The sequence below is a fragment of the Agromyces sp. P2_B3 genome, assembly GCF_056404815.1.
Genome location: NZ_JBFUDH010000019.1, coordinates 30,671 through 54,839, shown reverse-complemented (window position 1 = coordinate 54,839; position 24,169 = coordinate 30,671). Strand labels below are relative to the sequence as shown.

General features: G+C 70.9%; 23 protein-coding genes. 16 read left to right on the top strand and 7 right to left on the bottom strand.

What is annotated here, in order from left to right; translation table 11 throughout:
• The coding region (locus tag AC1DZA_RS18175) for a DUF4190 domain-containing protein (protein WP_476773805.1) at nt 1-534 on the top strand (534 nt) is incomplete at its 5' end.
• A gap of 8 nt (nt 535-542) precedes the next feature.
• The gene (locus AC1DZA_RS18170) at nt 543-1,124 is read left to right on the top strand and encodes a DUF4190 domain-containing protein (RefSeq protein WP_476773804.1); all 582 of its coding nucleotides are present in this window, start codon (nt 543-545) and stop codon (nt 1,122-1,124) included.
• Nucleotides 1,125-1,177: 53 nt separating this feature from the next.
• Here the strand turns inward: AC1DZA_RS18170 and AC1DZA_RS18165 are convergent, their stop codons facing one another.
• Nucleotides 1,178-2,365: a class I SAM-dependent methyltransferase gene (locus AC1DZA_RS18165; protein ID WP_476773803.1), complete on the bottom strand. Its 1,188-nt coding sequence runs from the start codon at nt 2,363-2,365 to the stop codon at nt 1,178-1,180.
• A gap of 131 nt (nt 2,366-2,496) precedes the next feature.
• Between AC1DZA_RS18165 and groES the strand changes: the two genes are divergently transcribed.
• The 4 genes from groES to AC1DZA_RS18145 all read left to right on the top strand — a co-directional run bounded on the left by groES (nt 2,497) and on the right by AC1DZA_RS18145 (nt 5,977).
• The gene (gene groES, locus AC1DZA_RS18160; RefSeq protein ID WP_309977380.1) at nt 2,497-2,793 is read left to right on the top strand and encodes a co-chaperone GroES; all 297 of its coding nucleotides are present in this window, start codon (nt 2,497-2,499) and stop codon (nt 2,791-2,793) included.
• Nucleotides 2,794-2,949: 156 nt separating this feature from the next.
• On the top strand, nt 2,950-3,915 hold the full coding sequence (rarD, locus tag AC1DZA_RS18155) for an EamA family transporter RarD (RefSeq protein ID WP_476773802.1): 966 nt from the start codon (nt 2,950-2,952) through the stop codon (nt 3,913-3,915).
• 240 nt (nt 3,916-4,155) lie between these two features.
• Nucleotides 4,156-5,451, top strand: a complete 1,296-nt coding sequence (locus AC1DZA_RS18150; RefSeq protein ID WP_309977382.1) for an ABC transporter substrate-binding protein — start codon at nt 4,156-4,158, stop codon at nt 5,449-5,451.
• A 142-nt stretch (nt 5,452-5,593) separates the two neighbouring features.
• A complete protein-coding gene (locus AC1DZA_RS18145) occupies nt 5,594-5,977 on the top strand; it encodes a tautomerase family protein (RefSeq protein WP_476761345.1) in 384 nt (127 codons plus the stop codon).
• 84 nt (nt 5,978-6,061) lie between these two features.
• Here AC1DZA_RS18145 and AC1DZA_RS18140 read toward each other — a convergent pair whose 3' ends face one another.
• From AC1DZA_RS18140 to AC1DZA_RS18125, 4 genes are read right to left on the bottom strand one after another with little or no spacing between them, the layout of a single operon-like run.
• Nucleotides 6,062-6,829 carry an ABC transporter ATP-binding protein gene (locus tag AC1DZA_RS18140; protein WP_476761346.1) on the bottom strand — a complete coding sequence of 256 codons (768 nt, stop codon included), beginning with the start codon at nt 6,827-6,829 and terminating at the stop codon, nt 6,062-6,064.
• On the bottom strand, nt 6,816-7,733 hold the full coding sequence (locus AC1DZA_RS18135) for an ABC transporter ATP-binding protein (protein WP_476761347.1): 918 nt from the start codon (nt 7,731-7,733) through the stop codon (nt 6,816-6,818). The genes AC1DZA_RS18140 and AC1DZA_RS18135 overlap by 14 nt, the downstream gene beginning before the upstream one ends.
• Nucleotides 7,723-8,703, bottom strand: a complete 981-nt coding sequence (locus AC1DZA_RS18130) for a branched-chain amino acid ABC transporter permease (protein ID WP_476761355.1) — start codon at nt 8,701-8,703, stop codon at nt 7,723-7,725. The genes AC1DZA_RS18135 and AC1DZA_RS18130 overlap by 11 nt, the downstream gene beginning before the upstream one ends.
• A gap of 15 nt (nt 8,704-8,718) precedes the next feature.
• Nucleotides 8,719-9,936, bottom strand: a complete 1,218-nt coding sequence (locus AC1DZA_RS18125; protein ID WP_476761348.1) for a branched-chain amino acid ABC transporter permease — start codon at nt 9,934-9,936, stop codon at nt 8,719-8,721.
• Between the two features lie 343 nt (nt 9,937-10,279).
• Between AC1DZA_RS18125 and guaB the strand changes: the two genes are divergently transcribed.
• Entirely contained in the window at nt 10,280-11,782 is a 1,503-nt protein-coding gene (gene guaB / locus AC1DZA_RS18120) for an IMP dehydrogenase (protein WP_476761349.1), read from the top strand.
• A gap of 43 nt (nt 11,783-11,825) precedes the next feature.
• Here the strand turns inward: guaB and AC1DZA_RS18115 are convergent, their stop codons facing one another.
• Entirely contained in the window at nt 11,826-12,980 is a 1,155-nt protein-coding gene (locus AC1DZA_RS18115; RefSeq protein ID WP_476773801.1) for a MalY/PatB family protein, read from the bottom strand.
• 114 nt (nt 12,981-13,094) lie between these two features.
• Between AC1DZA_RS18115 and AC1DZA_RS18110 the strand changes: the two genes are divergently transcribed.
• From AC1DZA_RS18110 to guaA, 8 genes are all read left to right on the top strand, one after another.
• Nucleotides 13,095-14,795, top strand: coding sequence for an ABC-F family ATP-binding cassette domain-containing protein (locus AC1DZA_RS18110; protein ID WP_476773800.1), 1,701 nt, complete (start codon nt 13,095-13,097; stop codon nt 14,793-14,795).
• A 62-nt stretch (nt 14,796-14,857) separates the two neighbouring features.
• Nucleotides 14,858-15,982, top strand: coding sequence for a GuaB3 family IMP dehydrogenase-related protein (locus AC1DZA_RS18105; RefSeq protein WP_309977398.1), 1,125 nt, complete (start codon nt 14,858-14,860; stop codon nt 15,980-15,982).
• Nucleotides 15,983-16,090: 108 nt separating this feature from the next.
• Nucleotides 16,091-17,836 carry a glycerol-3-phosphate dehydrogenase/oxidase gene (locus AC1DZA_RS18100; RefSeq protein ID WP_476773799.1) on the top strand — a complete coding sequence of 582 codons (1,746 nt, stop codon included), beginning with the start codon at nt 16,091-16,093 and terminating at the stop codon, nt 17,834-17,836.
• Nucleotides 17,837-17,891: 55 nt separating this feature from the next.
• Nucleotides 17,892-18,392 carry a cation:proton antiporter regulatory subunit gene (locus tag AC1DZA_RS18095; RefSeq protein WP_476773798.1) on the top strand — a complete coding sequence of 167 codons (501 nt, stop codon included), beginning with the start codon at nt 17,892-17,894 and terminating at the stop codon, nt 18,390-18,392.
• Between the two features lie 11 nt (nt 18,393-18,403).
• The gene (locus AC1DZA_RS18090) at nt 18,404-19,246 is read left to right on the top strand and encodes an SURF1 family protein (protein ID WP_476773797.1); all 843 of its coding nucleotides are present in this window, start codon (nt 18,404-18,406) and stop codon (nt 19,244-19,246) included.
• Between the two features lie 59 nt (nt 19,247-19,305).
• A complete protein-coding gene (locus AC1DZA_RS18085; protein WP_476773796.1) occupies nt 19,306-20,235 on the top strand; it encodes a S1C family serine protease in 930 nt (309 codons plus the stop codon).
• Nucleotides 20,236-20,244: 9 nt separating this feature from the next.
• The gene (locus AC1DZA_RS18080; protein ID WP_476761620.1) at nt 20,245-20,754 is read left to right on the top strand and encodes a DUF3817 domain-containing protein; all 510 of its coding nucleotides are present in this window, start codon (nt 20,245-20,247) and stop codon (nt 20,752-20,754) included.
• Between the two features lie 68 nt (nt 20,755-20,822).
• Complete coding sequence (gene guaA / locus AC1DZA_RS18075; protein ID WP_476761622.1) at nt 20,823-22,430, top strand: glutamine-hydrolyzing GMP synthase; 1,608 nt, start codon at nt 20,823-20,825, stop codon at nt 22,428-22,430.
• A gap of 7 nt (nt 22,431-22,437) precedes the next feature.
• Here guaA and AC1DZA_RS18070 read toward each other — a convergent pair whose 3' ends face one another.
• The gene (locus AC1DZA_RS18070) at nt 22,438-22,983 is read right to left on the bottom strand and encodes a TetR/AcrR family transcriptional regulator (protein ID WP_476773795.1); all 546 of its coding nucleotides are present in this window, start codon (nt 22,981-22,983) and stop codon (nt 22,438-22,440) included.
• 66 nt (nt 22,984-23,049) lie between these two features.
• Between AC1DZA_RS18070 and AC1DZA_RS18065 the strand changes: the two genes are divergently transcribed.
• Nucleotides 23,050-24,126, top strand: a complete 1,077-nt coding sequence (locus AC1DZA_RS18065; protein WP_476773794.1) for an FAD-dependent monooxygenase — start codon at nt 23,050-23,052, stop codon at nt 24,124-24,126.
• Nucleotides 24,127-24,169: the final 43 nt, after the last annotated feature.

Sequence of the window (24,169 nt, the reverse complement as noted above, 5' to 3'; positions counted from 1 at the left end):
CCCGAGGCGCCGCCCGTGGCGCCCGGCGCGCCGTCGGCGCCCTCGGCACCAGAACCCCCGGCCCCGCCGGCGCCCCCGGTCCCGCCCGTGTACGGATCGGCGACGCCGCCGCCTCCGCCGCCCGCGGGTGCGTACGGCGCTCCCGCCGCAGCGGCGGCCGCGGTCGACGGCGGCTCGCCGTACGGCAGCGCCCAGCAGACCGCGTACGGCCAGCCTGGCTACACAGCCCCGGCCTACGGGACGACGGCGCCCGTCAAGTCGACGCCGGTGCTCAGCCTCATCTCGCTGATCGCCGGCATCGTGGGTCTCGTCGGCTTCTTCGTGGTGTTCATCCCGATCGTGGGCGGCATCATGCAGCTGCTCATCCCCGCGGCGGCCGTGGTGCTCGGCTTCCTCGGCCGCAAGAAGGAGCCCGCGGCGAAGGGCATGTGGCTCACCGGCATGATCCTCGGCTTCGTCGGCATCGCGATCGGCCTGCTCTCCATCATCCTGTGGAGCGTCGCCTTCGCCAGCGTTCCGTACTACAACTACTGAGGCCGGAGATGTCCGACCGCGAAGGGGTCCCGCCCGAGGGCGGGGCCCCCTCGCGTTCGCCCGAGCCGGAGCATCCCGATCCATCGCCGTCCGCTCCTGCAGACGCATCCGCAGCCGCACCCGCATCGGCATCCGCAGTCGAACCTGATGGCGGGCAGCCGGCCGTCGACGAGGAGCTGACGGTCGTCGCGCCAGCCGAGCCCACGCTGCGGGCGGACCCGGCGGTGCGCGAGTACGAGGTGCCGTTCGACACCGGCGAGCTGCAGTCGCTGCCGACCGGCCAGCTGCTCGTCGTGCACCGCGCCGAGCTCGCCCGCGTCGCCGACGCCGAGGAGGACGAGGAGCAGCGCCGCGTCTACAGCTGGATCTCGGCGATCCTCGGCGTCATCGGTGCCGCGGCGTCGCTCTTCCTCGGATGGCTGCTGCCGCTCTCCATCGCGGCCATCGTCTTCGGTGTGCTCGGCCTCCGACGCGAGGAGGAGGGTCGCACGCTCGCCTTCGTCGGCATCGGCACCGGGATCGCGGGGCTGGTCTTCTCGTCGGTGTGGATCGGCTACTACGCGATCGTCTTCGGCGCGCTGCCGCGCTGACGCCTCCGTCGGCGGGCGGGTCTCCCATCGGAGGGACCTCCGTGGGAGGGGCCTCAGAGGCGTTCCACGAGGAGCACGACGCGACGTCCCTCCTCGCGGGTCAGCACGATCGTGGCGCTCCGGTCGCCGCGGAGCTTCAGCCTGGTGCGCAGCGCCGCCGGATCGACGTCGGCACCCCGCTTCTTGATCTCGAGCGTGCCGATGCCACGCGCCGCGAGCACCTGGCGCAGCTGGCGCTCGTCGGACGGGAGCCGATCGAGCACGCGGAACCCTCGGGCGAAGGGCGAGTCGAAGGCGGTGTCCGAGGTCAGGTAGGCGATGCCGGGGCTGAGCATCCACGCCCCGTTCGCCCTGGCCAGGTCGCCGATGAGGCGGGCACGGATCACCGCGCCGTCGGGTTCGTAGAGGTAGTCGCCGAGCGGGCCGCTCGGCGCGTCCTCGGTGTCGGCTTCGGCGGTGAGCTCGGCGGCCGCGTCACCGCGGATCACCAGCGCAGCGCGTCCGATCCCGGGCCGAGCCACCGCTCCCTGCCACACCGCCAGCTCCACCACGTCGCCGTCGACCGAGACCCACTGCGCCTCGGAGCCGGCGGGGATGACGTCGCGGTCGGTGCCGGGCCCGAGCTTGACGCCGACCGGCATGCGGGCGGCCAGGCCGAAGGCGAACTCCAGCGAGGGCGAGTAGTCAGCGGCATCCGCGAGTCGACGGGTGGTGCCGCCGGCCGACGTGCGGCGGGCGGGGTCGAGCCACGCGCCGCCGATGCCGCCGAGCGGCACCTCCTCGGCCCGCGCGTGCAGCACGCGGGCCCTGGGGAACGGGGTCAGGTTGTAGGCGGCGATCGCCGCGGTGACCTCGTCGGCCTCTGCGGCCGTCACCTCGAGATCGACCGCGGCGAAGGCGAGCGCGTCGCCGCCGATGCCGCACCCGAGGTCGGCGACGTGGCCGACGCCGGCGCGGGCGAACCTGCCGGCGTGGAGTGCGGCCACCCTGAGCCGGGTCGCCTGCTCGAGGCCCGGCTCGGTGAAGAGCATGCGCGAGGCGAACTCGCCGAACTTGGCGTGCGCGCGGGACCTCAGCCTCGACTGGCTGAGCACGGTGGCCACGAGCCCCGGGGAGTGGCCCGCGCGGCGCAACTCGGCGACGACGCGGACGATGTCGGCCTTGGCGTCCCAATCGGGAAGCGAGTCGAGCAGCCGGAGGCCCTCGGGCGAGAGCAGTTCGACGAGCTCGGCGCGTTCCACCCGGCCACGCTAGCACCCCGTTCCCGCGCGCTGGCACTCACGTTGCACGAGTGCCAAATCGGCCCTAGACTCGGTTTAGCACTCTCGCTGTGAGGCTGCTAACCAGTCTTCCGTCAAGAAAGAGGTCAACCGTGTCGGTTTCCATCAAGCCGCTCGAGGATCGCATCGTCATCAAGCAGGTCGAGGCAGAGCAGACCACCGCGTCGGGTCTCGTGATCCCCGACACCGCCAAGGAGAAGCCCCAGGAGGGCGAGGTCGTGGCAGTGGGCCCCGGCCGCATCGACGACAACGGCAACCGCGTCCCGCTCGACGTGGCCGTCGGCGACAAGGTCATCTACTCGAAGTACGGCGGCACCGAGGTCAAGTTCGGCGGCGAGGAGCTCCTCGTGCTCTCGGCGCGCGACGTGCTCGCCGTCGTCGTCCGCTAGTCGACACGCACGCTCAGAGGCCCGGATGCCATACGGCATCCGGGCTTCTGCCGTCTCCGGATGCCGCAGCGCCGGTCGTCGCCCTGACGGCATGTCGTCGCCCGATGGCAGCCGGCCTCGAGCTCCCGGCGATGCCCCCGGCGTAGGCTGGATCGAGTGTCACGCTCGGAACCGCTCACGCCCCCCACGACCCCCGATCACGCTCCGGTGAGCCGGTCGGGGCTGGCGTTCGCGGTCAGCGCCTATGTGCTGTGGGGCTTCCTCCCGATCTACTTCATCGCGCTGGCGCCCTCGGGCCCGGTCGAGATCGTGGCGTGGCGAGTGCTCTTCTCCCTCGTCTTCTGCGCCCTGCTCATCACGGTGACGCGGGCCTGGCGTGCGCTCGGCGTGCTGTTCCGCGATCGGCGCATCCTGCTCACGATGGGCCTGGCGGGGCTCCTCATCTTCATCAACTGGCAGACCTACGTCTTCGCCGCGACGACGAACCAGGTCGTCGAGGCGGCCCTCGGCTACTTCATCAACCCGATCGTCACGGTCTTCCTCGGCGTGCTCGTGCAGCGGGAGCGACTGAACGTCACGCAGTGGGTCGCGGTCGGCATCTCGATCCTGGCGGTCGTCGTGCTCGCGGTCGGCTACGGACAGCTGCCGTGGATCGCCCTCGTGCTGGCCTTCTCCTTCGGGTTCTACGGCCTCATCAAGAAGCGCGTCGGACCGAAGGTCGACGCGGTGTCTGGCCTCACGCTCGAGACCGTCTGGCTCGCGCCGCTCGCCATCGTGCAGCTCGTGTTCGTGGCGCTGACCACCGGGCTCACCATCGGCACGGTGAACCCCTGGCACACCGTGCTGCTCATCGGCCTCGGCGCGGTCACCGCGGTGCCGCTCCTGCTCTTCGCGGCGGCCTCCCGTCGGCTCCCGCTCATCTACATGGGCTTCATCCAGTACTTCGCCCCGTTCATCCAGTTCCTCGTCGGCGTGGTCGTGCTCCATGAGCCCATGCCCCCCGAACGATGGGTCGGGTTCGCGCTCGTGTGGGTGGCCCTCGTCGTGCTCACCGTCGACCTCGTGCGCGGGGCCCGGTCGTCCCGGCGAACCGCCGCCGAGGTGCTCGAGGAGCCCATCTGACCGGCCGGCGGCTCGATTGCCCCCGGGTGGGGGTCACGCGCGATCCGCGCGTGAACTCCAGCGGACACGACGATTTGCTGCGCGTGGGCCGGGGAAGGTGTCGGCAAGGTAACGATTCCTGCGGTGTTACACGGTTGTGACCGCGGCGACTTGTTTCGGCCTTGGAGGCACCATAGTGTCAAAACACGGCGTCACCAGACGCTGCTTTTGTGTACCAATCCTTCAGTCCCAAGGAGCAACATGAGCGTATTCGCGAAGGCCACGGCCTCGCGCTCGGCTCGCGCAGCATGGACGGGGGTCGCCCTCGCCGGCGTCAGTGCCCTCCTCCTCACGGCGTGCAGTTCGGGTGCCCCGGCCCCCGCCGAGTCGGATGAACCGACCGAGGCCGCCGCCGGCGACGCCCTGCCCATCGAGGCAGGCGACCGCGACCTGACCCTCAAGATCGGCACCATCCTTCCGCAGAGTGGAACGCTCGCGTTCCTCGGCCCGCCCGAGGAGGCCGGCGTCGCGCTCGCCGCCAAGGAGATCAACGAGGCCGACATGGGGCTCAACATCGAGGTCGTCTACCGCGACTCCGGTGACACCACGACGGACATCGCGACCGTCTCGGTGACCGACCTGCTCTCGCAGGATGTCTCGGCCATCGTCGGTGCCGCCTCGTCGGGTGTCTCGTTCACGGTCATCGACCAGATCACCTCGGCCGGTGTCGTGCAGTTCTCGCCGGCGAACACGTCGCCCGACTTCACCGACTACGAGGACAACGGCCTGTACTTCCGTACCGCGCCGTCCGACCTGCTCCAGGGTGAGGTGCTCGGCAACCAGATCGCCGAGGACGGCGCATCCACGCTCGGCCTGCTCGTCCTGAACGACCCCTACGGCACCGGCCTCGCGGCTGCGACCAAGGAGTCGTTCGAGGCAGCCGGCGGCGAGGTCGTCGCCGAGGAGCTCTTCAACACGGGTGACTCGAACTTCGACGCGCAGCTCTCGGCCATCAAGGCCGCGAACCCCGACGCCGTCGCCGTCATCACCTTCGACGAGGCCAAGGTCGTCGTCCCCGCGCTCGTCGGTTCGGGCTACCCCGGCGACCAGCTGTACTTCGTCGACGGCAACCTGTCGGACTACAGCGCGGACTTCGCACCCGGCCTCATCGCCGGCTCGAAGGGCACGCTGCCCGGCCCGAAGCTTGAAGACGACTTCCGGGACCGCATGCTCGCGGTGAACCCCGACCTCGCCGACTTCAGCTACGGCCCCGAGTCGTACGACGCCACCATGCTCATCGCCCTTGCGGCGTACGCGGCGAACAGCACCGAGGGTGCCGACATCGCCAAGTACCTCCGCCAGGTGTCGGGCGGCACCGGTGACGGCGAGGTCGTGACCGACTTCACGGCCGGCGCGACCCAGCTGCAGGAGGGCAACCAGATCAACTACGACGGCCCCTCCGGCCCGATCACGCTCGATGAGCACGGTGACCCCACCGAGGCGACCATCGGCGTCTACCAGTACGGCGACGACAACAAGTACGAGCGCATCAACTAGTACGCGTGTCGCACGGAAGGGCCCCGGCTTCGGCTGGGGCCCTTTCGCGTGCCCGCCGGCGCCCGTAGCCTGACCGGAGAGGCGCGGGCGGTCCTGCACGCCCGTGGGGCTCGCCCTCGCCACCGAGCGAAAGGAGCGTCCGATGCCGTTGGCGAAGATCGAGGTCCGCGGCGCGTTCTCCATCGAGGTCCGCGACGGGCTCATCGAGGCGGTGTACGAGGCGCAACGCGAGGCGCTCCGAGTGCCCGTCGACGACCGGCACATCCGGTACCTCGAGTACCCGGCGGAGCGCTTCTCGGTCGCAGATCCCGGCGCCTCCACGGTGCTCGTGGAGATCACGATCTTCCCCGGACGCTCGGCGGACGCGAAGCGATCGCTCTTCGCGTCGATCGCGCGGCGCTTCGCCGCCCTCGGCGTCTCGCCCGATGACCTGATCGTCGTCCTCCACGAGCCGCCGCTCGAGGACTGGGGCCTCCACGGGGTTCCCGCGACGGATGTGGACCTCGGCTTCGACCTCGACGTCTGAGGGGTCCTCCCGCCGAGCGGCGCAGCGCCCACGAACGACGAAGGGGCGGATGCCGCAGCATCCGCCCCTTCGTGGAGTGGTGACTCAGTCCTGCCCGAGCGTACCCAGGTAGAGGCCGATGACCTTCGGGTCGTTCAGCAGGTCCCGGCCGGTGCCGGTGTAGGCGTCGTGGCCCTGGTCGAGCACGTAGCCGCGGTCGCAGATCTGCAGGCAGCGACGCGCGTTCTGCTCGACCATGATGGTCGTGACGCCCGCGCGGTTGATCTCCTTGACGCGCAGGAAGGCCTCGTCCTGGCGCACGGGGGAGAGGCCGGCCGACGGCTCGTCGAGGAGCATCACGTGCGGGCCCATCATCAGGGCACGCGACATGGCGACCATCTGCCGTTCACCGCCAGACAGCGAGCCGGCGCGCTGGCCGAGTCGCTTGCCGAGCTCGGGGAAGATCTCGGTGACGAACTCGAGCCGCTCCTTGAGGCCCTTGGGCTTCTGGAACATGCCCATCTCCAGGTTCTCCTGGATGGTGAGCGACGGGAACACGTTGTTCGTCTGCGGCACGAACCCGACGCCCTTGGCGACGAGCCTGTTCGCCTTGAGGTTGGTGATCTCCTCGCCGTTGAGCTTGATCGTGCCCTGGCGGACCTTCACGAGCCCGAAGATCGACTTGAGCAGCGTCGACTTGCCGGCGCCGTTCGGTCCGATGATGCCGATGAGTTCGCCCTGCCGGGCGACCAGGGAGCACGCGTTCAGGATGTTCACGCCGGGAAGGTAGCCGGCCGTGATGGCGTCGACCTCGACGACGGTGTCGGCCACGGGGTCGAGTACCGCGCCGGCGGCGGGTTCACTGTTCGTCATCGATGAGCTCCTTCAGTACGTCGACATGCTCCGTGTCGATTTCGATGCCGATGTCCGTGTCGTGGTGGGCGCCGAGGTAGGCGTCGATCACGGCCTGGTCCTGCATGACGGTGTGCGGGTCGCCCTCGGCCACGATCTTGCCCTCGGCCATCACGATCACCCAGTCGGCGATGTGCCGCACCATGTGCATGTCGTGCTCGACGAAGAGCACGGTCATGCCCTGGGACTTCAGGTCGAGGATGTGCTCGAGCAGCGATTGGGTGAGCGCCGGGTTGACGCCCGCCATCGGCTCGTCGAGCATCACGAGCGTGGGATCGCTCATGAGCGCCCGCGCCATCTCGAGGAGCTTGCGCTGGCCGCCCGAGAGGCTCGCCGCGTAGTCCTCCCGCTTGGTGTCGAGCTTGAACCGGGTGAGGAGCTCGACTGCCTTCTCCTCGATCTCGTCCTCCTGCTTGCGCCACAGGAACGGGAGCACCGAGCGGAAGAGGTTCTCGCCGCCCTGGCCCTTGGCCCCGAGCTTCATGTTGTCCATGACGGTGAGGAGGCCGAGCGCCTTGGTGAGCTGGAACGTGCGGATGAGGCCCATGCGCGCCACCCGGTAGGCGGGGACGTGCGCGAGCGAGCGACCGTCGAACTCCCACGTGCCCTCGTCTGGCTTGTCGAAGCCCGTGAGCAGGTTGAAGAACGTGGTCTTGCCGGCGCCGTTCGGGCCGATGAGCGCGGTGATCGCGCCGCGCGGGATCTCGACGTGGCCCACGTCGACGGCCGTCAGGCCGCCGAAGGTGCGCTTGACGCCGTCGGCGATGAGGATCGGGTCGACCTTGCGGACACCCGGTCCGGCCTCGCCGACGTGGAGGCCGGTGGTCTTCACCGGCTTGGACGTGGGAGTGACATCACTTGACAAAGGCCAGCTCCTTCTTGTTTCCGAAGATGCCCTGGGGCCTGAAGACCACGATCAACATGATCGCGATGCCGACGAGGATGAACCGGAGCTGCCCGGCCTGCACCTGCGTCATGAACGGGAACCAGCCCGCCTCCACCGCCCGGGCCATGAAGCCCGAGAAGAAGGAGAGCAGCACCCAGAAGATCATCGAGCCGACGATCGGCCCGAGGATCGTGGCGGCCCCGCCGAGGAGCAGGATCGCGTAGATGAAGAACGTGAGCGACGTCTGGTAGTTCGCCGGCACGACCGCGCGCGGCAGGACGAAGATCATGCCCGCCAGGGTGCCGTAGACGCCACCGAGGATGAGGCTCTGCATCTTGTAGGAGTAGACGTTCTTGCCGAGCGCGCGCACGGCGTCCTCGTCCTCGCGGATGCCCTTGATGACGCGACCCCACGGGCTGCGGATGATCAGCCAGGTGAGCAGCGCGAACACGATCACGAGCGTCCACCCCACGATCCGGATCCACCAGTCGTACGCGTTGTACGTGAATGGACCGAAGCCGTAGGTGCCCGGCGGGATCGGGTTCAGGTCGGCGAAGCCGCCCTTGTAGCCCTGCAGGCCGCTCGCCGAGCCGGTGAGCGAGTCGAACGTGTTCGTCGTGAAGATGAGCCGCAGGATCTCGGCCGCCGCGATCGTGACGATCGCGAGGTAGTCGGCGCGGAGCCGAAGGGTCGGGATGCCGAGGATCAGCGCGAAGATCACGGATGCCCCGACGCCGACGAGCACGGACGCCCACACGGGGAATCCGAACGACAGCGTCGAGATGGCGAACCCGTAGGCACCGAGGGCCATGAAGCCCGCCTGACCGAAGTTCAGGAGGCCCGTGTACCCGAAGTGGATCGCCAGGCCGAGGGCGGCGAGGGCGTAGGCGGCGGTCGTGGGGCTGATGAGCTCCTGCGCCGCGTTGGAGAAGATCGCAATCCAGTCGATCATGGTCGGTCCTCCTTAGCCGATTCTCTCGCGGCGACCGAGGATGCCCTGCGGTCGGAACAGCAGCACGAGGATCAGCACGATCAGTGCGCCCACGTACTTCATGTCGGAAGGCAGCCACAGCGTCGACAGCTCGATGAAGAGGCCGACGATGATCGACCCGACGAGCGCGCCGAACGCAGTGCCCAGGCCACCGAGGGTGACCGCGGCGAACACGAGCAGCAGGATCTGGAAGCCCATGTCCCAGCTGACGCCGGGCCGGAAGTAGGCCCACAGGATGCCGGAGAGGCCCGCCAGCGCGCCGCCCGCGATCCACACGATGCGGATGACCCGGTCGACGTCGATGCCGCTCGCCGCGGCGAGGCTCGGGTTGTCGGAGACCGCCCGCGTCGCCTTGCCGATGCGCGTGCGCAGCAGGAAGAACGCGAAGGCCAGCAGCACCACGATCGAGGTCGCCATGCTCGCGACGTCGATCCACGACAGCGTCACAGGTCCGAGGTGGATGTCGGACGGGATGGTCGCACCGGGCAGCTGCCTCGTCGCTCCGCCGTAGAAGAACTGGTAGGTGTACCGCAGCGCGAGCGAGAGGCCGATGCTCACGATCATGAGCGGGATGAGGCCCACCCCGCGCCGCCGGAGCGGTTTCCAGATCGTGGCGTCGAGCGTCCAGCCGAGCGCGGCGCTCAGCACGATGGCGATGATGATGGCGAGCCAGATCGGCAGGGCCAGGTCGACGCCGAAGGTGAGCACCATGAGGCCGCCGAACGTGATCATCTCCGCGTGGGCGAAGTTCGAGAGGCCGGTGGTGCCGAAGATCAGCGACAGGCCGATCGCCGCGAGCGCCAGGAGGAGCCCGAAGTTCAGGCCATTGATCACGCGGATCAACACCTGGGCGCCGAGGTCGGTCGTGGTGCGCTGGCCCTCGCCGAGGAAGAAGTTCACCGCCTTCAGCTTCGTGAGCCCGAACTCGGCGGTGACGGTGTTCTGGCCCTCCTTGACGACGACGCCCTTGGGCAGGGTCTCCTCGTCGAGGGTCAGCTTGTACTCGCCCTTCTCGGGCACGCCGAGGCGCCATTTGCCGTCGGCGTCGGTCTTCGTCTCAGCGTCGTAGCCGTTGCCTTCGACGCTGATCTGGACGCCGCGCAGCGGCTTGTCGTCGAACGTGACGTTGCCCACGAAGAAGTACTCGAACTCCTCGGCTTCCGTTGTCGCCGCACTCCCGGCCTCCGCCATCGCAGGGGACGCTGCGATGCCGGACAGAGTGAGTGCGGAAAGAAGGATTCCGAGGAGGATGAGCCACCTCCCGCGTGAACGTCGTGCGACTGTTTGCGTGGGTTCCACTGCACCTCCAAGGGTCCCGGCCGGCTGTTGGCCGTCTCGGGTCCGGGTCTTCCCCGTCGACGTCGTCGTCGACAGTACGTGCCGATTATGTCCCATGTGTTTCATGCACGGAGACAATGGCCCTCGATTGTTATCCGGGGAATGCCCGCCGTGCAAACTCGCTTAACATTGATGCATCCCGTCGCGCGACCCTCGCCGTGCGGGCGCGCACCCAGACTCGGAACGAAGGGGAGACATGGATCAGGCAGATCCGTTCGGATTCACAGGGCTGACCTACGACGACGTCCTGCTCCTGCCAGGTCACACCGACGTGATCCCCAGCGAGGCCGACACCACGTCGCGCCTCACCCGTCGCATCCAGGTCGCGACCCCCCTGCTGTCGGCCGCGATGGACACCGTCACCGAGGCGCGCATGGCGATCGCCATGGCGCGACAGGGCGGCATCGGCATCCTGCACCGCAATCTCTCGATCGCCGAGCAGGCCGACATGGTCGACCGGGTCAAGCGCAGCGAGTCGGGCATGGTCTCCAACCCGGTGACGACCACCCCCGATGCGACCGTCGCCGAGGTCGACCACCTGTGCGCGACCTACCGGGTGAGCGGCCTGCCGGTCATCGACGGCGACGGCGTGCTCGTCGGCATCATCACGAACCGCGACATGCGCTTCGTCTCCGACTTCGAGAAGCCGTCGACGCTCGTGCGCGACGTCATGACGAAGATGCCGCTGATCACCGGTCGCGTGGGCATGGACCCCGACGAGGCGATCGCCATCTTCGCGCAGCACAAGGTGGAGAAGCTGCCGCTCGTCGACGGCGCCGGGCGGCTCACCGGCCTCATCACGGTGAAGGACTTCGACAAGTCGGAGCAGTACCCCGACGCCACGAAGGATGCAGAGGGCCGTCTCCGCGTCGGCGCGGCCATGGGCTTCTTCGGCGACGCGTGGGAGCGTGCCGAGGCGCTCCGCGACGCGGGCGTCGACGTGCTCGTCGTCGACACGGCCAACGGCGAGAGCGCGGGCGTGCTCGACATCATCCGCCGCCTCAAGTCCGACCCGTCGTTCGCGCACATCGACGTGATCGGCGGCAACGTCGCGACCCGCGAGGGCGCGCAGGCGCTCGTCGACGCCGGCGCAGACGCGGTCAAGGTCGGGGTCGGCCCAGGTTCGATCTGCACGACGCGCGTCGTCGCGGGGGTCGGCGTGCCGCAGGTGACCGCTGTGTACGAGGCCTCCAAGGCGACGAAGCCGGCCGGCGTGCCGCTCATCGCCGACGGCGGGCTGCAGTACTCGGGCGACATCGCGAAGGCGCTCGTCGCCGGTGCCGACACCGTCATGCTCGGCTCGCTCCTCGCGGGCACCGCCGAGAGCCCCGGTGAGCTCGTCTTCCAGAACGGCAAGCAGTTCAAGACGTACCGCGGCATGGGCTCGCTCGGCGCGCTGCAGACCCGCGGCAAGAAGACCTCGTACTCCAAGGACCGCTACTTCCAGGCGGATGTCCCCTCCGACGACAAGCTCATCCCCGAGGGGATCGAGGGCCAGGTGCCGTTCCGTGGTCCGCTCTCCGCCGTGGCCTACCAGCTCATCGGCGGGCTCCGCCAGTCGATGTTCTACGTCGGTGCGCGCACGGTCGAGGAGCTGAAGGCGAAGGGCCGCTTCGTCCGCATCACTCCGGCCGGGCTCAAGGAGTCGCACCCCCACGACGTGCAGATCGTCGTGGAGGCGCCGAACTACACGCGGTGAAGGTCAGCGTGGCGCGGCGAAGCCGCGACACGCTTCCGTCACGTCACCTCCGGGCCTCGGCGAGCCGCTGCACCGCCTCGTCGAGCACCTCGGGCGTGCACGCGAAGTTGAGGCGGGCATACCCGCGACCGGCGACGGCACCGAACATCGGTCCGTTCGCGAGGGCGACCCGGGCGTGCTCCAGCGCGTACGCGGCCGGGTCGTCGCCCCAGCCGAGCGCCGTGAGGTCGAGCCAGGCGAGGTACGTGGCGTCCGGCATCCGGTAGCGCACGCCGGGCAGCTCGTCGGCGACGAGGTCGGCGAGCAGCCGGCGGTTGTCGTCGAGGCTCGCCAGCACGCCGTCGAGCCACGGGCCGCCCTCGCGGAATGCCGCGATCGTCGCGATCGCGCCGAACTGGCTCGTGCGCCACTCCACCTCGTACGGCAGCGAGCCCCGAACGCGGTCGCCCCGCTCGCTCGCCGTGACGATGAGCGCGGTCTTGAGCCCGGCGAGGTTGAAGGCCTTCGTGGCGGCGGTGACCGCGATCCCGTGCTCGCGGGCCGCATCCGACACCGTGAGGAACGGCGTGTAGGGCGTGCCCGGCTGCGCGAGGGGACCATGCACCTCGTCCGACACGATGGTCGCGTCGTGGCGGGCGGCGATCTCGGCCAGTGCGGCCAGCTCGGCGGCATCCGGGATCGTGCCCGTCGGGTTGTGCGGATTGCAGAGCAGCATCGCCCGTGCGCCCGCCGCGAACGCGGCGTCGATCCCGTCGAGGTCGAGCGACCAGCCCTCGTCGATGCCGCCGAGGAGCGGCACCTCGACCACCGTGGCCCCTGCTTCGGGCAGCAGGTCGAAGAACGGGTGGTAGACCGGCGGTGTGATGATGACGCCGTCGCCGGGTCGGGTGACGCGGCGGAGCACCTCGACGTTGCCGAGGCTGACGTCGGCGGTGCAGGTCACGCGGGCGGGGTCGACGTCCCAGCCGAGCCGCGCGTCGGCGAAACCCTGGAAGGCCTCGGCGACGGGGCGACTGCTCGCGACGTACCCCGTGTCCGAGCGATCGACGGCGGCGTGCAGGGCCCTGGCGATCGGCTCGGCGAGCGGGTAGTCCATCTCGGCGACGGGCAGCGGCAGGACGTCGTCGGGGTAGGAGCGCCACTTCGCGCTCGTGCGGGTGCGAAGGACATCGAGCGGTTCGGCGGCGACGCGTTGCATGCCTCCAGCTTGCCGCACGACTCGGGCGAGGTGGCGACGGATGCCGCGTGGCGATAGTCTGATCGGCTGCCTTCGGGCGCCGTGGCGGATGCCGCGAACCGAACGGACACTCGCATGGGTTTCATCGACGTCAACGGCGTCTCCTTCTCGCTGCCCGACGGCCGGCCGCTGCTCGCCGACCTCGCGTTCCGTGTCACCGAGGGACGCACGACCGCGCTCATCGGGGCCAACGGCGCGGGCAAGTCGACCCTGCTGCGCATCATCCGCGGTGAGCTGCGACCCGACGAGGGCAGCGTGCAGGTCGACGGCGGCCTCGGCGTGATGGACCAGTTCGTCGGCACCGGTCAGACGGCGCCGGGCGCCTCGCACTCGGTCGCCGGGCTGCTCGTCTCGGTGGCGCCGAAGCGGGTGCGCGACGCGGCGCTCGAGCTCGAGGCATCCGAGGACGCCCTCATCGAACGCGACGACACCGCCGCGCAGATGCGCTACGCGACCGCGCTCGCCGAGTACGCGGAGGCGGGCGGCTACGAGCAGGAGGTCGTCTGGGACCACTGCACGACCGCCGCACTCGGGCTGCCGTTCGAGCGCGCGAAGTGGCGCGACCTCTCGACGCTCTCAGGCGGGGAGCAGAAGCGGCTCGCCCTCGAGGCGCTGCTGCGCGGGCCGGAGCGGGTGCTGCTGCTCGACGAGCCCGACAACTCGCTCGACGTGCCCGGCAAGCGCTGGCTCGAGGGCGAGCTGCGCGCGACGCAGAAGACGGTGCTGCTCGTCTCCCACGACCGGGAGCTGCTCGCGCGCGCCGCCGACCGCATCGTGACGCTCGAGCTCGGCGCGGCAGGCAACACCGCGTGGGTGCACGGCGGGAGCTTCGAGGGCTACCACCGGGCTCGCGAGGAGCGCTTCGAGCGGCTCGACGAGCTGCGACGCCGATGGGACGAGCAGCACGCGGCGCTGAGGCAGCTCGTCGCGACGCTCAAGGTGAAGGCGACGTACAACGACGGCATGGCGTCGCGCTACCAGGCGGCGGTGACGCGCCTGCGCAAGTTCGAGGAGGCCGGGCCGCCCGAGGAGCGGCCGCCGGCGCACGACGTGTCGATGAGGCTGAGGGGCGCCCGCACGGGCAAGCGCGCCGTCGTGTGCGAGGGGCTCGAGCTCACCGGCCTCATGCGGCCGTTCGACCTCGAGGTCTGGTACGGCGACCGCGTCGCGGTGCTCGGCTCGAACGGGTCGGGCAAGTCGCACTTCCTGAGGCTGCTCGCGGGCGGCGGCACGGAGCCCGATCGCACGCTCGGCCACGTCACGACCGTGGGGGAGACGCTCGCGCGGGTGCCGCACGCCGGCCGGGCGGTGCTCGGCGCTCGCGTGGTGCCCGGGTGGTTCGCGCAGAACCACGAGCACCCCGAGTTCCGCGGGCGCACCCTGCTCGACATCCTGCATCGCGGCGACGCGAACCGCGACGGCATGGCGAGGGAGGCGGCGAGCTCGGCGCTCGACCGGTACGGGCTCGCGGCATCCGCCCAGCAGCGCTTCGAGTCGCTGTCGGGCGGGCAGCAGGCGCGCCTGCAGATCCTGATGCTCGAGCTGTCGGGCGCCACCCTGCTGCTGCTCGACGAGCCCACCGACAACCTCGACCTCGTCTCGGCGCAGGCGCTCGAGGACGCGCTGTCGCGCTTCGACGGCACGGTGCTCGCGGTCACCCACGATCGGTGGTTCACGCGCAGCTTCGACCGGTTCGTGGTGTTCCGCTCCGACGGCGAGGTCGTCGAGGCGGATGCGCCCGTGTGGGATGAGGGGCGCGTGGTGCGCGAGCGGTGAGCCGGCTGCGGCGGATGCGGGCGCCTGCGGGCCGCGCCGGACCCGTTCGCTAGGGTTGAGGGGTGACCCAGGAGATCGAGATCGGCCGCTCAAAGCGGGGCCGCCGCGTCTACGCGTTCGACGACATCGCCATCGTTCCCAGCCGCCGCACGCGCGACCCCGAGGATGTCTCGGTGGGCTGGTCGATCGACGCGTACCAGTTCGACCTCCCGTTCCTGGCCGCGCCGATGGACTCGGTCGTGTCGCCCCGCACGGCGATCATGATGGGCGAGCTCGGCGGCCTGGGCGTGCTCGACCTCGAGGGCCTCTGGACCCGCTACGAGGACCCCGAGCCCGTGCTCGCCGAGATCCGCAACCTCACGCCCGAGCAGGCGACCGAGCGGATGCAGCAGCTCTACGCCGAGCCCATCAAGCCCGACCTCGTCACCGCCCGGCTCGCGGAGATCCGCGCGGCGGGGGTCACGGTCGCGGGGGCGCTCTCGCCGCAGCGCACGCAGGAGCTCTACGAGACCGTCGTCGCGGCCGGCGTCGACCTGTTCGTGATCCGGGGCACCACGGTCTCGGCCGAGCACGTCTCGAAGAACCAGGAGCCGCTGAACCTCAAGAAGTTCATCTACGAGCTCGACGTGCCGGTCATCGTCGGCGGCGCGGCCACCTACACCGCGGCCCTCCACCTCATGCGCACGGGCGCGGCGGGCGTGCTCGTCGGGTTCGGCGGCGGCGCCGCCTCGACCACGCGTGCCACGCTCGGCATCCATGCGCCCATGGCCACGGCGGTGGCGGATGTCGCGGGCGCGCGTCGTGACTACCTCGACGAGTCCGGCGGCCGCTACGTGCACGTCATCGCCGACGGCGGCGTCGGCAAGTCGGGCGACATCGTGAAGGCCATCGCCTGCGGCGCCGATGCGGTGATGCTCGGCGCGGCCCTGGCCCGGGCGACCGACGCGCCCGGCGGCGGCTACCACTGGGGCGCCGAGGCGCACCACTCGAAGCTCCCGCGCGGGCAGCGCGTGCACGTGGGCCAGGTCGCCGCGCTCGAGGAGATCCTCTACGGCCCGGCGCCCGCTGCGGACGGCACCGCGAACCTCGTGGGCGCCCTGCGGCGCTCCATGGCGACCACTGGATACTCCGACCTCAAGGAGTTCCAGCGCGTCGAGGTCGTCGTCGCGCCGTACCAGGGCGCCTGAGTCCTCGCCGCAAGCCCCTGCGCGTCCGTGGCATCCGTCGTACCCAGCGGGTAGCGTGGAACGGGATCACGCGGCGGCGTCGTGCGGCCGCGGGGACGGAGAGCGACGATGGCGACACAGAGGCTGACGACGCAGAAGTCGGTGACGCGCTCGACCAAGCTCGGGCCCGAGGAGCGCGAGGCCGCGATCCGGCGGCTGAAGGAGAAGGAACTCGACATCATCGTGGTCGGCGGCGGCATCGTCGGCACGGGCGCGGCGCTCGACGCGGTGACGCGCGGGCTCTCCACCGGCCTGCTCGAGGCCCGTGACTGGGCGTCGGGCACCTCGAGCCGTTCGTCGAAGCTCGTGCACGGCGGCATCCGGTACCTCGAGCAGCTCGACTTCCGCCTCGTCCGCGAGGCGCTCATCGAGCGGGGGCTGCTGCTGCAGCGCATCGCGCCGCACCTCGTGAAGCCCGTGCGCTTCCTCTACCCGCTGAAGCGGCGGGTGTTCGAGCGCATCTACGTGGGCGCCGGCATGCTGCTCTACGACGTCTTCAGCTACACCGGCGGGCGCCCGCCGGGCGTGCCGCACCACCGCCACCTGTCGAAGCGGCAGGTCATGCGCGCCATCCCGTCACTGTCGAACGACGCGCTGGTGGGCGGCCTCACGTACTACGACGCACAGGTCGACGACGCCCGCTACGTGGCCAGCCTCGCCCGCACGGCCTCGTTCTACGGCGCGCACGTCGCGAGCCGCGTCAAGGTCGAGGGCTTCGTGAAGGTCGGCGAGCGGGTCGTCGGCGTCAAGGCGCACGACCTGCAGACCGACGAGCACTTCGAGATCCGCGCGAAGCAGGTCGTCAACGCCACCGGCGTGTGGACCGACGACACGCAGCGCATGGTCGGGGAGCGCGGCACGTTCAAGGTGCGCGCGTCGAAGGGCATCCACCTCGTGGTGCCGCGCGATCGCATCCAGTCGGCCATGGGCATGATCTTCCGCACTGAGAAGAGCGTGCTGTTCGTGATCCCGTGGGGCCGGCACTGGCTCATCGGCACGACCGACACCGACTGGAACCTCGACAAGGCGCACCCCGCGGCGACCGCCGCCGACATCGACTACCTGCTCGAGCACGTGAACGCGCTGCTCGCGGTGCCGCTCACCCGCGAAGACGTCGAGGGCGTGTACGCCGGGTTGCGTCCGCTGCTCGCGGGCGAGAGCGACCAGACCTCGAAGCTCTCGCGCGAGCACATCGTCGCGCACACCGTGCCCGGCCTCGTCGTCGTGGCCGGCGGCAAGTGGACGACGTACCGCGTGATGGCGAAGGACGCCATCGACGCCGCGGCCGACGCGATGGACGGCCGCGTGCCGCCGTCGACCACCCAGGAGATCCCGCTGCTCGGGGCGGAGGGCTACCAGGCCGCGTGGAACAAGCGCGGCAAGATCGCCAAGGCGTTCGGGGTGCACAAGGTGCGCATCGAGCACCTGCTGAACCGCTACGGCACGATGACCGACGAGCTGCTCGACCTGATCCGCGCGGATGCCTCGCTGGGCGAGCCGCTGCCGGGAGCCGACGACTACCTCGGCGCTGAGGTCGTGTACGCGGCCTCGCACGAGGGCGCCCTGCACCTCGACGACGTGCTCGCGCGCCGCACGCGCATCTCGATCGAGGCGTGGGACCGCGGGGTGTCGGCCGCGCCGGTCGCCGCGCGGCTCATGGGCGGCGTGCTCGGCTGGGACGAGGCCCGCGAGGCGCTCGAGGTCGAGCGCTACCTGCAGCGCGTCGCCGCCGAGCGCGAGTCGCAGCAGCAGCCCGACGACGAGTCCGCCGACCGGGTGCGGCTGGAGGCGCCCGACATCGTCAAGGTCGACTGAGCGGGCGAGATTAGACTGGGGCGCGAACCACCCCCGACCGAGGAGAGTCCGCGCCATGGTTGATGTCCGCCGGGTCACCCTCCCCGGGGTCGGCGTGCTGCACTCCATCACCACGATGGAAGGGGCCGAGATCGCGGTCGTGGCGCACCGCACCGGTTCCAGCGACCTCGTGAGCAGGCCCGCCGGCGCACGCGACGACGATGAGGCGATCTCCGTGCGGCTCGACGAGGACGAGGCGCGCACCGTTGCCGAGCTGCTCGGCGGCACGCGCATCGTGGAGTCCATCGCCGAGCTCGACGAATTGCCCGGAGTGCCGATCGACTGGGTCACGATCGAAGCCGACGACGCGATCGCCGGGCGCACCATCGGCGACCTGCCTGCGGCATCCGGAGTCGTGCTCGTGGCCGTGGTGCGCGACGACCACGCGCACCCGTCGCCCCCGGCCGACTACGTCCTGCTCGCCGGGGACACCCTCGTCGCGGTCGGGCCGACCGACGGCATCGAGGTCGTCTTCCGGGCCGTCCGTGAGGGCGCGGGCGGAGACACCGAGGCCTGATGCTCCAGATGATGTTGCGCCCGCGTTGGGTGCTCGCGCTCCTGCTCGCCCTCGGCATCGCCGCGGCGTTCGCGCTGCTCGGCCAGTGGCAGCTCGAGCGCGCCGTCCAACAGGCCGTGGTAGTGGAGCGGCCGACCGAGGAGGTGCGGCCCCTCGCCGACGTGGCCGAGCCCGACGGACCCACCCTGCAGGCCTCGACCGGCCAGCGCGTCGAGGTGTCGGGCACGTTCGTGGCCGGCGACACCGTGGTGGTCGAGGGTCGCCTGAACGACGGCGTCATGGGGTACTGGCCGGTGGCGCACCTCGAGGTGACGGATGCCACGCCGGGCGGCCTTCCCGTCGCCCTCGGCTGGACCGACGACCTCGACACCGCCCGCGAGGCCGCCGCGCGCTTCGACGCGGACGTCGCCGCCGGCGGTGAGGTGACGGTGGTCGGACGCTTCCTCCCGAGCGAGGCGCCGATCGCGCCCGAGGACGACCAGGATCCTCTGGCGATCCGCAGCGTCGCAGTGGCGCAGCTCATCAACGTCTGGGCCGATTACGACGACCGGCCCGTGTACTTCGCCTACGTCACGGCGGCCGAGCCCATCGCCGGGCTCGACGCGATCTCGTCGCCGCCGCCCGAGGAGTCGGTCGAGCTCAACTGGCTCAACATCTTCTACGCCGTCGAGTGGGCGGTGTTCGCGGGGTTCGCGATCTTCCTCTGGTACCGCCTGGTCCGCGACGCCGTGGAGCGCGAGCGCGACGAGGCGGCAGAGGCCGAGGAGGCCAAGGATGCCGCGGAGGCGGCGCGGGCCGCCGAACCCGGGGCAGCAGCGGGCGCCGGGCCTGCCGGCGGCGACACCCGCGACTGACCGTTCCGCCAGCGGCGAACTCGGGAACCGCGTCTCCGCCGCGGGGCGATGATTCCGGTGTGGACCACGAAGAGGACCCCCTCGACGCCTACTCGGCCGTCGTCACCCGCGTCGCGCGCGAAGTGCTGCCGAGCGTCGCGAGCCTGGCCGTTCGCTCGCCGCGCGGCGGGGGTGCGGGCAGTGCGAGCGTGATCTCCGATGACGGCGTCCTGCTGACGAGCGCGCACGTGGTCGTCGGCTCCGTGTCCGCCGAGGCGACGTTCGGCGATGGCACCTCCGTGACCGTCGACGTCGTCGGCCGCGATGTGCTGTCCGATCTGGCCGTGCTCCGCGCCAGGGGTCCCGTGCCGCCGCCCGTGCCGCTCGGCGAGGCCACCACGCTGCAGGTGGGCCAGCTGGTGGTCGCGCTCGGCAACCCGATGGGCCTGTCCGGCAGCGTCACCGCGGGCATCGTGTCGAACCTCGGCAGGTCGCTGCCGACGGCGTCGGGGCGGGTCATCGACGAGGTGATCCAGACGGATGCCGCGCTCAACCCCGGGAACTCCGGCGGCGTGCTGGCCGACGGACAGGGTCGCATGGTCGGGGTCAACACCGCCGTCGCCGGCGTGGGCCTCGGACTCGCCGTGCCGATCAACCGGGCGACTCGCGAGATCATCGACACGCTGACCCGCGTCGGTCGGGTGCGGCGGGCGTGGCTGGGCATCGCCGGCGCGCGAGTGCAGCTCGCGCCCGAGCTGGCGGCGCGCATCGGCTCGCCGACGGGACTGCAGGTCGCCGGCGTCGCGCCCGGCAGCCCGGCCGAGCTCGCGGGCATCCTGCGCGGCGACATCGTCGTCTCGCTCGACGGCAAGGGCGTCGTCACGGCCACCACGATCCAGCGGCTCATGGTCGAGGATGCGATCGACCGGCAGGTCGAGATGACGGTGTGGCGAGGCGGGGCGCTCGTCGACGTCTTCGTCGTGCCCCGGGAGCTCGTCGACGCGCCGTAGACTGGAGGCATGCCCCTCGAGCCGAAACTCGCCGATCTGCCGCGCATTCGCGGGGCGCTGCGCTTCTACCAGGTGGCCTCGGTCATCACCGGTGTGCTGCTGCTGCTGCTCTGCACCGAGATGATCCTGAAGTACGGGTTCGGCCTCGAGCTCGAGCTCGGCGGTCCCCAGGGCTTCCTCGCCTTCGTGCCGATCGACACCGTGACGGCCGTGAACCTCTCGACCGGCATCCTCATGGTGCACGGCTGGTTCTACGTGGTCTACCTCTTCAGCGACTTCCGCCTCTGGAGCCTCATGCGCTGGCCGTTCACGCGGTTCATCCTGATCGCGCTCGGCGGCATCATCCCGTTCCTCTCGTTCATCCTCGAGGCGCGCATCGGCCGTGAGGTGCGCACGTACCTCGACCGACGCGAAGCCGACGCCGCGGCCGCGACGGCTTCGTCGACCGCGTCCGACGCCTCCTCCGGTGCTCCGGATGCGGCGACGAGCACCACCGACACCGTGGAGGCCCAGCAGTGACCGACCAGCCGACCGGCACGACCGAGCCGACCGACGAGACGGCCACGGCCGGCACGACCGAGCCGCTCCTGCAGCCCACCGCGTCGGCGGCGGCCGCCGAGCAGCCGACCGACCAGCGCCCGGTGCTCGTGGTGGACTTCGGCGCCCAGTACGCGCAGCTGATCGCGCGGCGCGTGCGCGAGGCATCCGTCTACTCCGAGATCGTGCCGCACACGATCACCGCCGACGAGGTGCGCGCGAAGAACCCCGTGGGCATCGTGCTCTCGGGCGGGCCGTCGTCGGTGTACGAGGCCGGTGCGCCCGCACTCGACGAGGGCATCCTGCAGCTCGGCGTGCCCACGCTCGGCATCTGCTACGGCTTCCAGGTGATGGCGCAGCAGCTCGGCGGCGAGGTCGCACACACCGGCCACCGCGAGTACGGGTCCACCGCCGTGACCGCGCGCACCGACGACGACAACGCGCTGCTCTCGGGCCAGCCCGAGGCGCAGACCGTGTGGATGAGCCACGGCGACTCGGTGTCTCGTGCGCCCGACGGCTTCGAGGTGCTCGCCTCCACGGCGACGACCCCCGTCGCGGCGTTCGCGAACGACGAGCAGGGCTTCTACGGCGTGCAGTGGCACCCCGAGGTGAAGCACTCCGAGTTCGGCCAGCGGGTCATCGAGAACTTCCTGCACCGCGCAGCCGGCATCCCCGCCGACTGGAACTCGGGCAACGTCATCGCCGAGCAGGTCGCTCGCATCCGCGAGCAGGTCGGCTCGGCCCGCGTGATCGCCGGGCTCTCGGGCGGCGTGGACTCCGCCGTCGCGGCCGCCATCGTGCACGAGGCCGTCGGCGACCAGCTCGTGTGCGTCTTCGTCGACCACGGCCTCCTCCGCAAGGACGAGCGCCGGCAGGTCGAGGAGGACTACGTGGCGGCGACCGGCATCCGCCTCGTCACTGTCGACGCCGTCGACACGTTCCTCGATTCGCTCGCCGGGGTGAGCGATCCCGAGGAGAAGCGCAAGATCATCGGCCGCGAGTTCATCCGCGCGTTCGAGCGCGCCGAGCGCGACCTCGTCGCCGAGGCGGCGGCCGACGGTGAGCCGATCCGGTTCCTCGTCCAGGGCACGCTGTATCCCGACGTGGTCGAGTCGGGCGGCGGCACGGGCACCGCGAACATCAAGAGCCACCACAACGTGGGCGGCCTCCCCGACGACCTCCAGTTCGAGCTCGTCGAACCGCTGCGCACGCTCTTCAAGGACGAGGTGCGCCAGATCGGGCGCGAGCTGGGGCTGCCGGAGGCCATCGTGGGACGCCAGCCGTTCCCCGGGCCCGGTCTCGGCATCCGCATCGTCGGCGAGGTCACGCGCGAGCGGCTCGACCTGCTCCGCGAGGCGGACGCGATCGCGCGCCAGGAGCTCACCGCGGCCGGCCTCGACCAGGAGATCTGGCAGTGCCCGGTCGTGCTCCTCGCCGACGTGCGCTCGGTCGGCGTACAGGGCGACGGCCGCACCTACGGGCACCCCATCGTGCTGCGCCCGGTGTCGTCGGAGGACGCGATGACCGCCGACTGGACGCGCCTGCCGTACGACGTGCTCGCGAAGATCTCGAACCGCATCACCAACGAGGTTCCCGAGGTGAACCGGGTGGTGCTCGACGTCACGTCGAAGCCGCCGGGCACCATCGAGTGGGAGTGAGCGCCGCTCAGGCGAGCAGGCGCCCGATGGCCGACTCGGCCTCCGCGCGGTCGAACGGCTCCCCGCGTCGCGCCGTGAGCTGGTGCAGCAGCACCCCGTCGCAGTAGTCGGCGAGCCAGCGCGCCCGTTGGTCGGCGCGGTCGATGCCGGATGCCTCGACCATGCCCCGCGCGACCCTCATGAAGCGAGCGTGCCCGGCGGCGACCGCGTCGGGCTCGGCCAGCGAGAGCACGAGGCGGGCGCGGGTGAGGTCGGCCTGCGGCCCGGCGAGGATCGCCACGTACGCCGCCAGCGACTCCGCCAGGGCTTCCGGCCCGTCAGGCAGTGGGGGTGCGGTCGTTTCGTCTGTGCCGACCGACCACAGCGCCAGATCCCGCTCCTCGAGCCGGTCGACGGCTGCAGCCACGAGTGCGGCGCGGGTGCGGAAGTAGTTCGACGTGGTGCCTTCGGGGGAACCCGATGCGACATCGACGGCGCGGTGCGTGAGGGCCTTCATGCCCTGCCCCGCGACGATGCCGAGGGCTGCGTCGGCGACGAGCGTGCGGCGGTCCATGCCGAGAGTGTAGCCAATCACTACAGAAGTAGTGCATTGGCACTACAAACGTAGTAGCCTGCACGCATGGATCGGATCACCGTCGACATCATCGGCGGCGGCATCGCCGGATCGGCGCTGGCCGCAGTGCTCGACCCGACTCGCTTCGATGTCACCCTGCACGAACAGCGGGCGGAGCTGCCGACCACCGGCACGAGCCTGGCGATGTGGCCCGAGGCGAAGGAGGCACTCGCGCGGATCGGCGTGCTCGACCGGCTCCGAGGGGTCGGCATCGCGCTCGACCGCTTCCCGCTCTGGAGCGAATCGGGCATGGCCTTGGCGAACGTGCCCGCCGACGGCCTGCTGCTCGGTCGACACGACCTCCTCGCGGCGCTCGACGCGGCGGTGCCCGATACGGTGAACCGCGTCACGGAGCGAGTCGAAGAGCCCGACCGCATCGAGGCCGACGTGGTCGTCGGCGCCGACGGCGTGCACAGCGCGGTGCGCCGGCGCAACTGGGGCACGGGGGCCGATGCCCGATCGACGCCCGCCTTGGCCGTTCGGGGGGTCGTGCCCGACGTGCTGTCGCCCGCTGAGCTCGGGGAGTACTGGGGGCGGGGGCAGCTCTTCGGACTCGGCCCGCATCGGGACGGCACGAACTGGTACACCTCGTTCCGCTCCGACCTCGGGCCACGGCACGTCGACGTGGGCGAGGCGATCGAACTCGCCCGCCACCGCCATCGGGACGCCGCGCCGGCGCTCCGCCGCGTGCTCGCGGCCGCGACCCCCGAGACGACGCTCGCCCAGCGCATCTGGACGACGCCGCGCCTCTCGTCCTACGACCGCGGCAACGTCGTGCTCGTCGGCGACGCCGCCCACGCCATGACCCCCAACCTCGGTCGAGGCGCCTGCGAGGCCCTCATCGACGCGGTCACGCTCGGCGACCTGCTCGAGCGGATGCCCCCAGCCGACGCCCTGGCGGCCTACGACAGGGCCAGGCGGCGACCCACGCAGCGCCTGCGCGTGGCATCCACCGCCCTCATGCGTGTCGCCCTGGCCGAGCGCCTGGCGCCGGTGCGCGACCGCGTGGTCGCGTTGGCGGGACGCAGGTCGCGTGCTCGGCGCCCAGAGGAGTCGGCCGCGGCATCCGTTCGCACTCGATGAGACTGGGCCGCCGATCGAGCTGGGTGGAATGCGAAACGGCCGC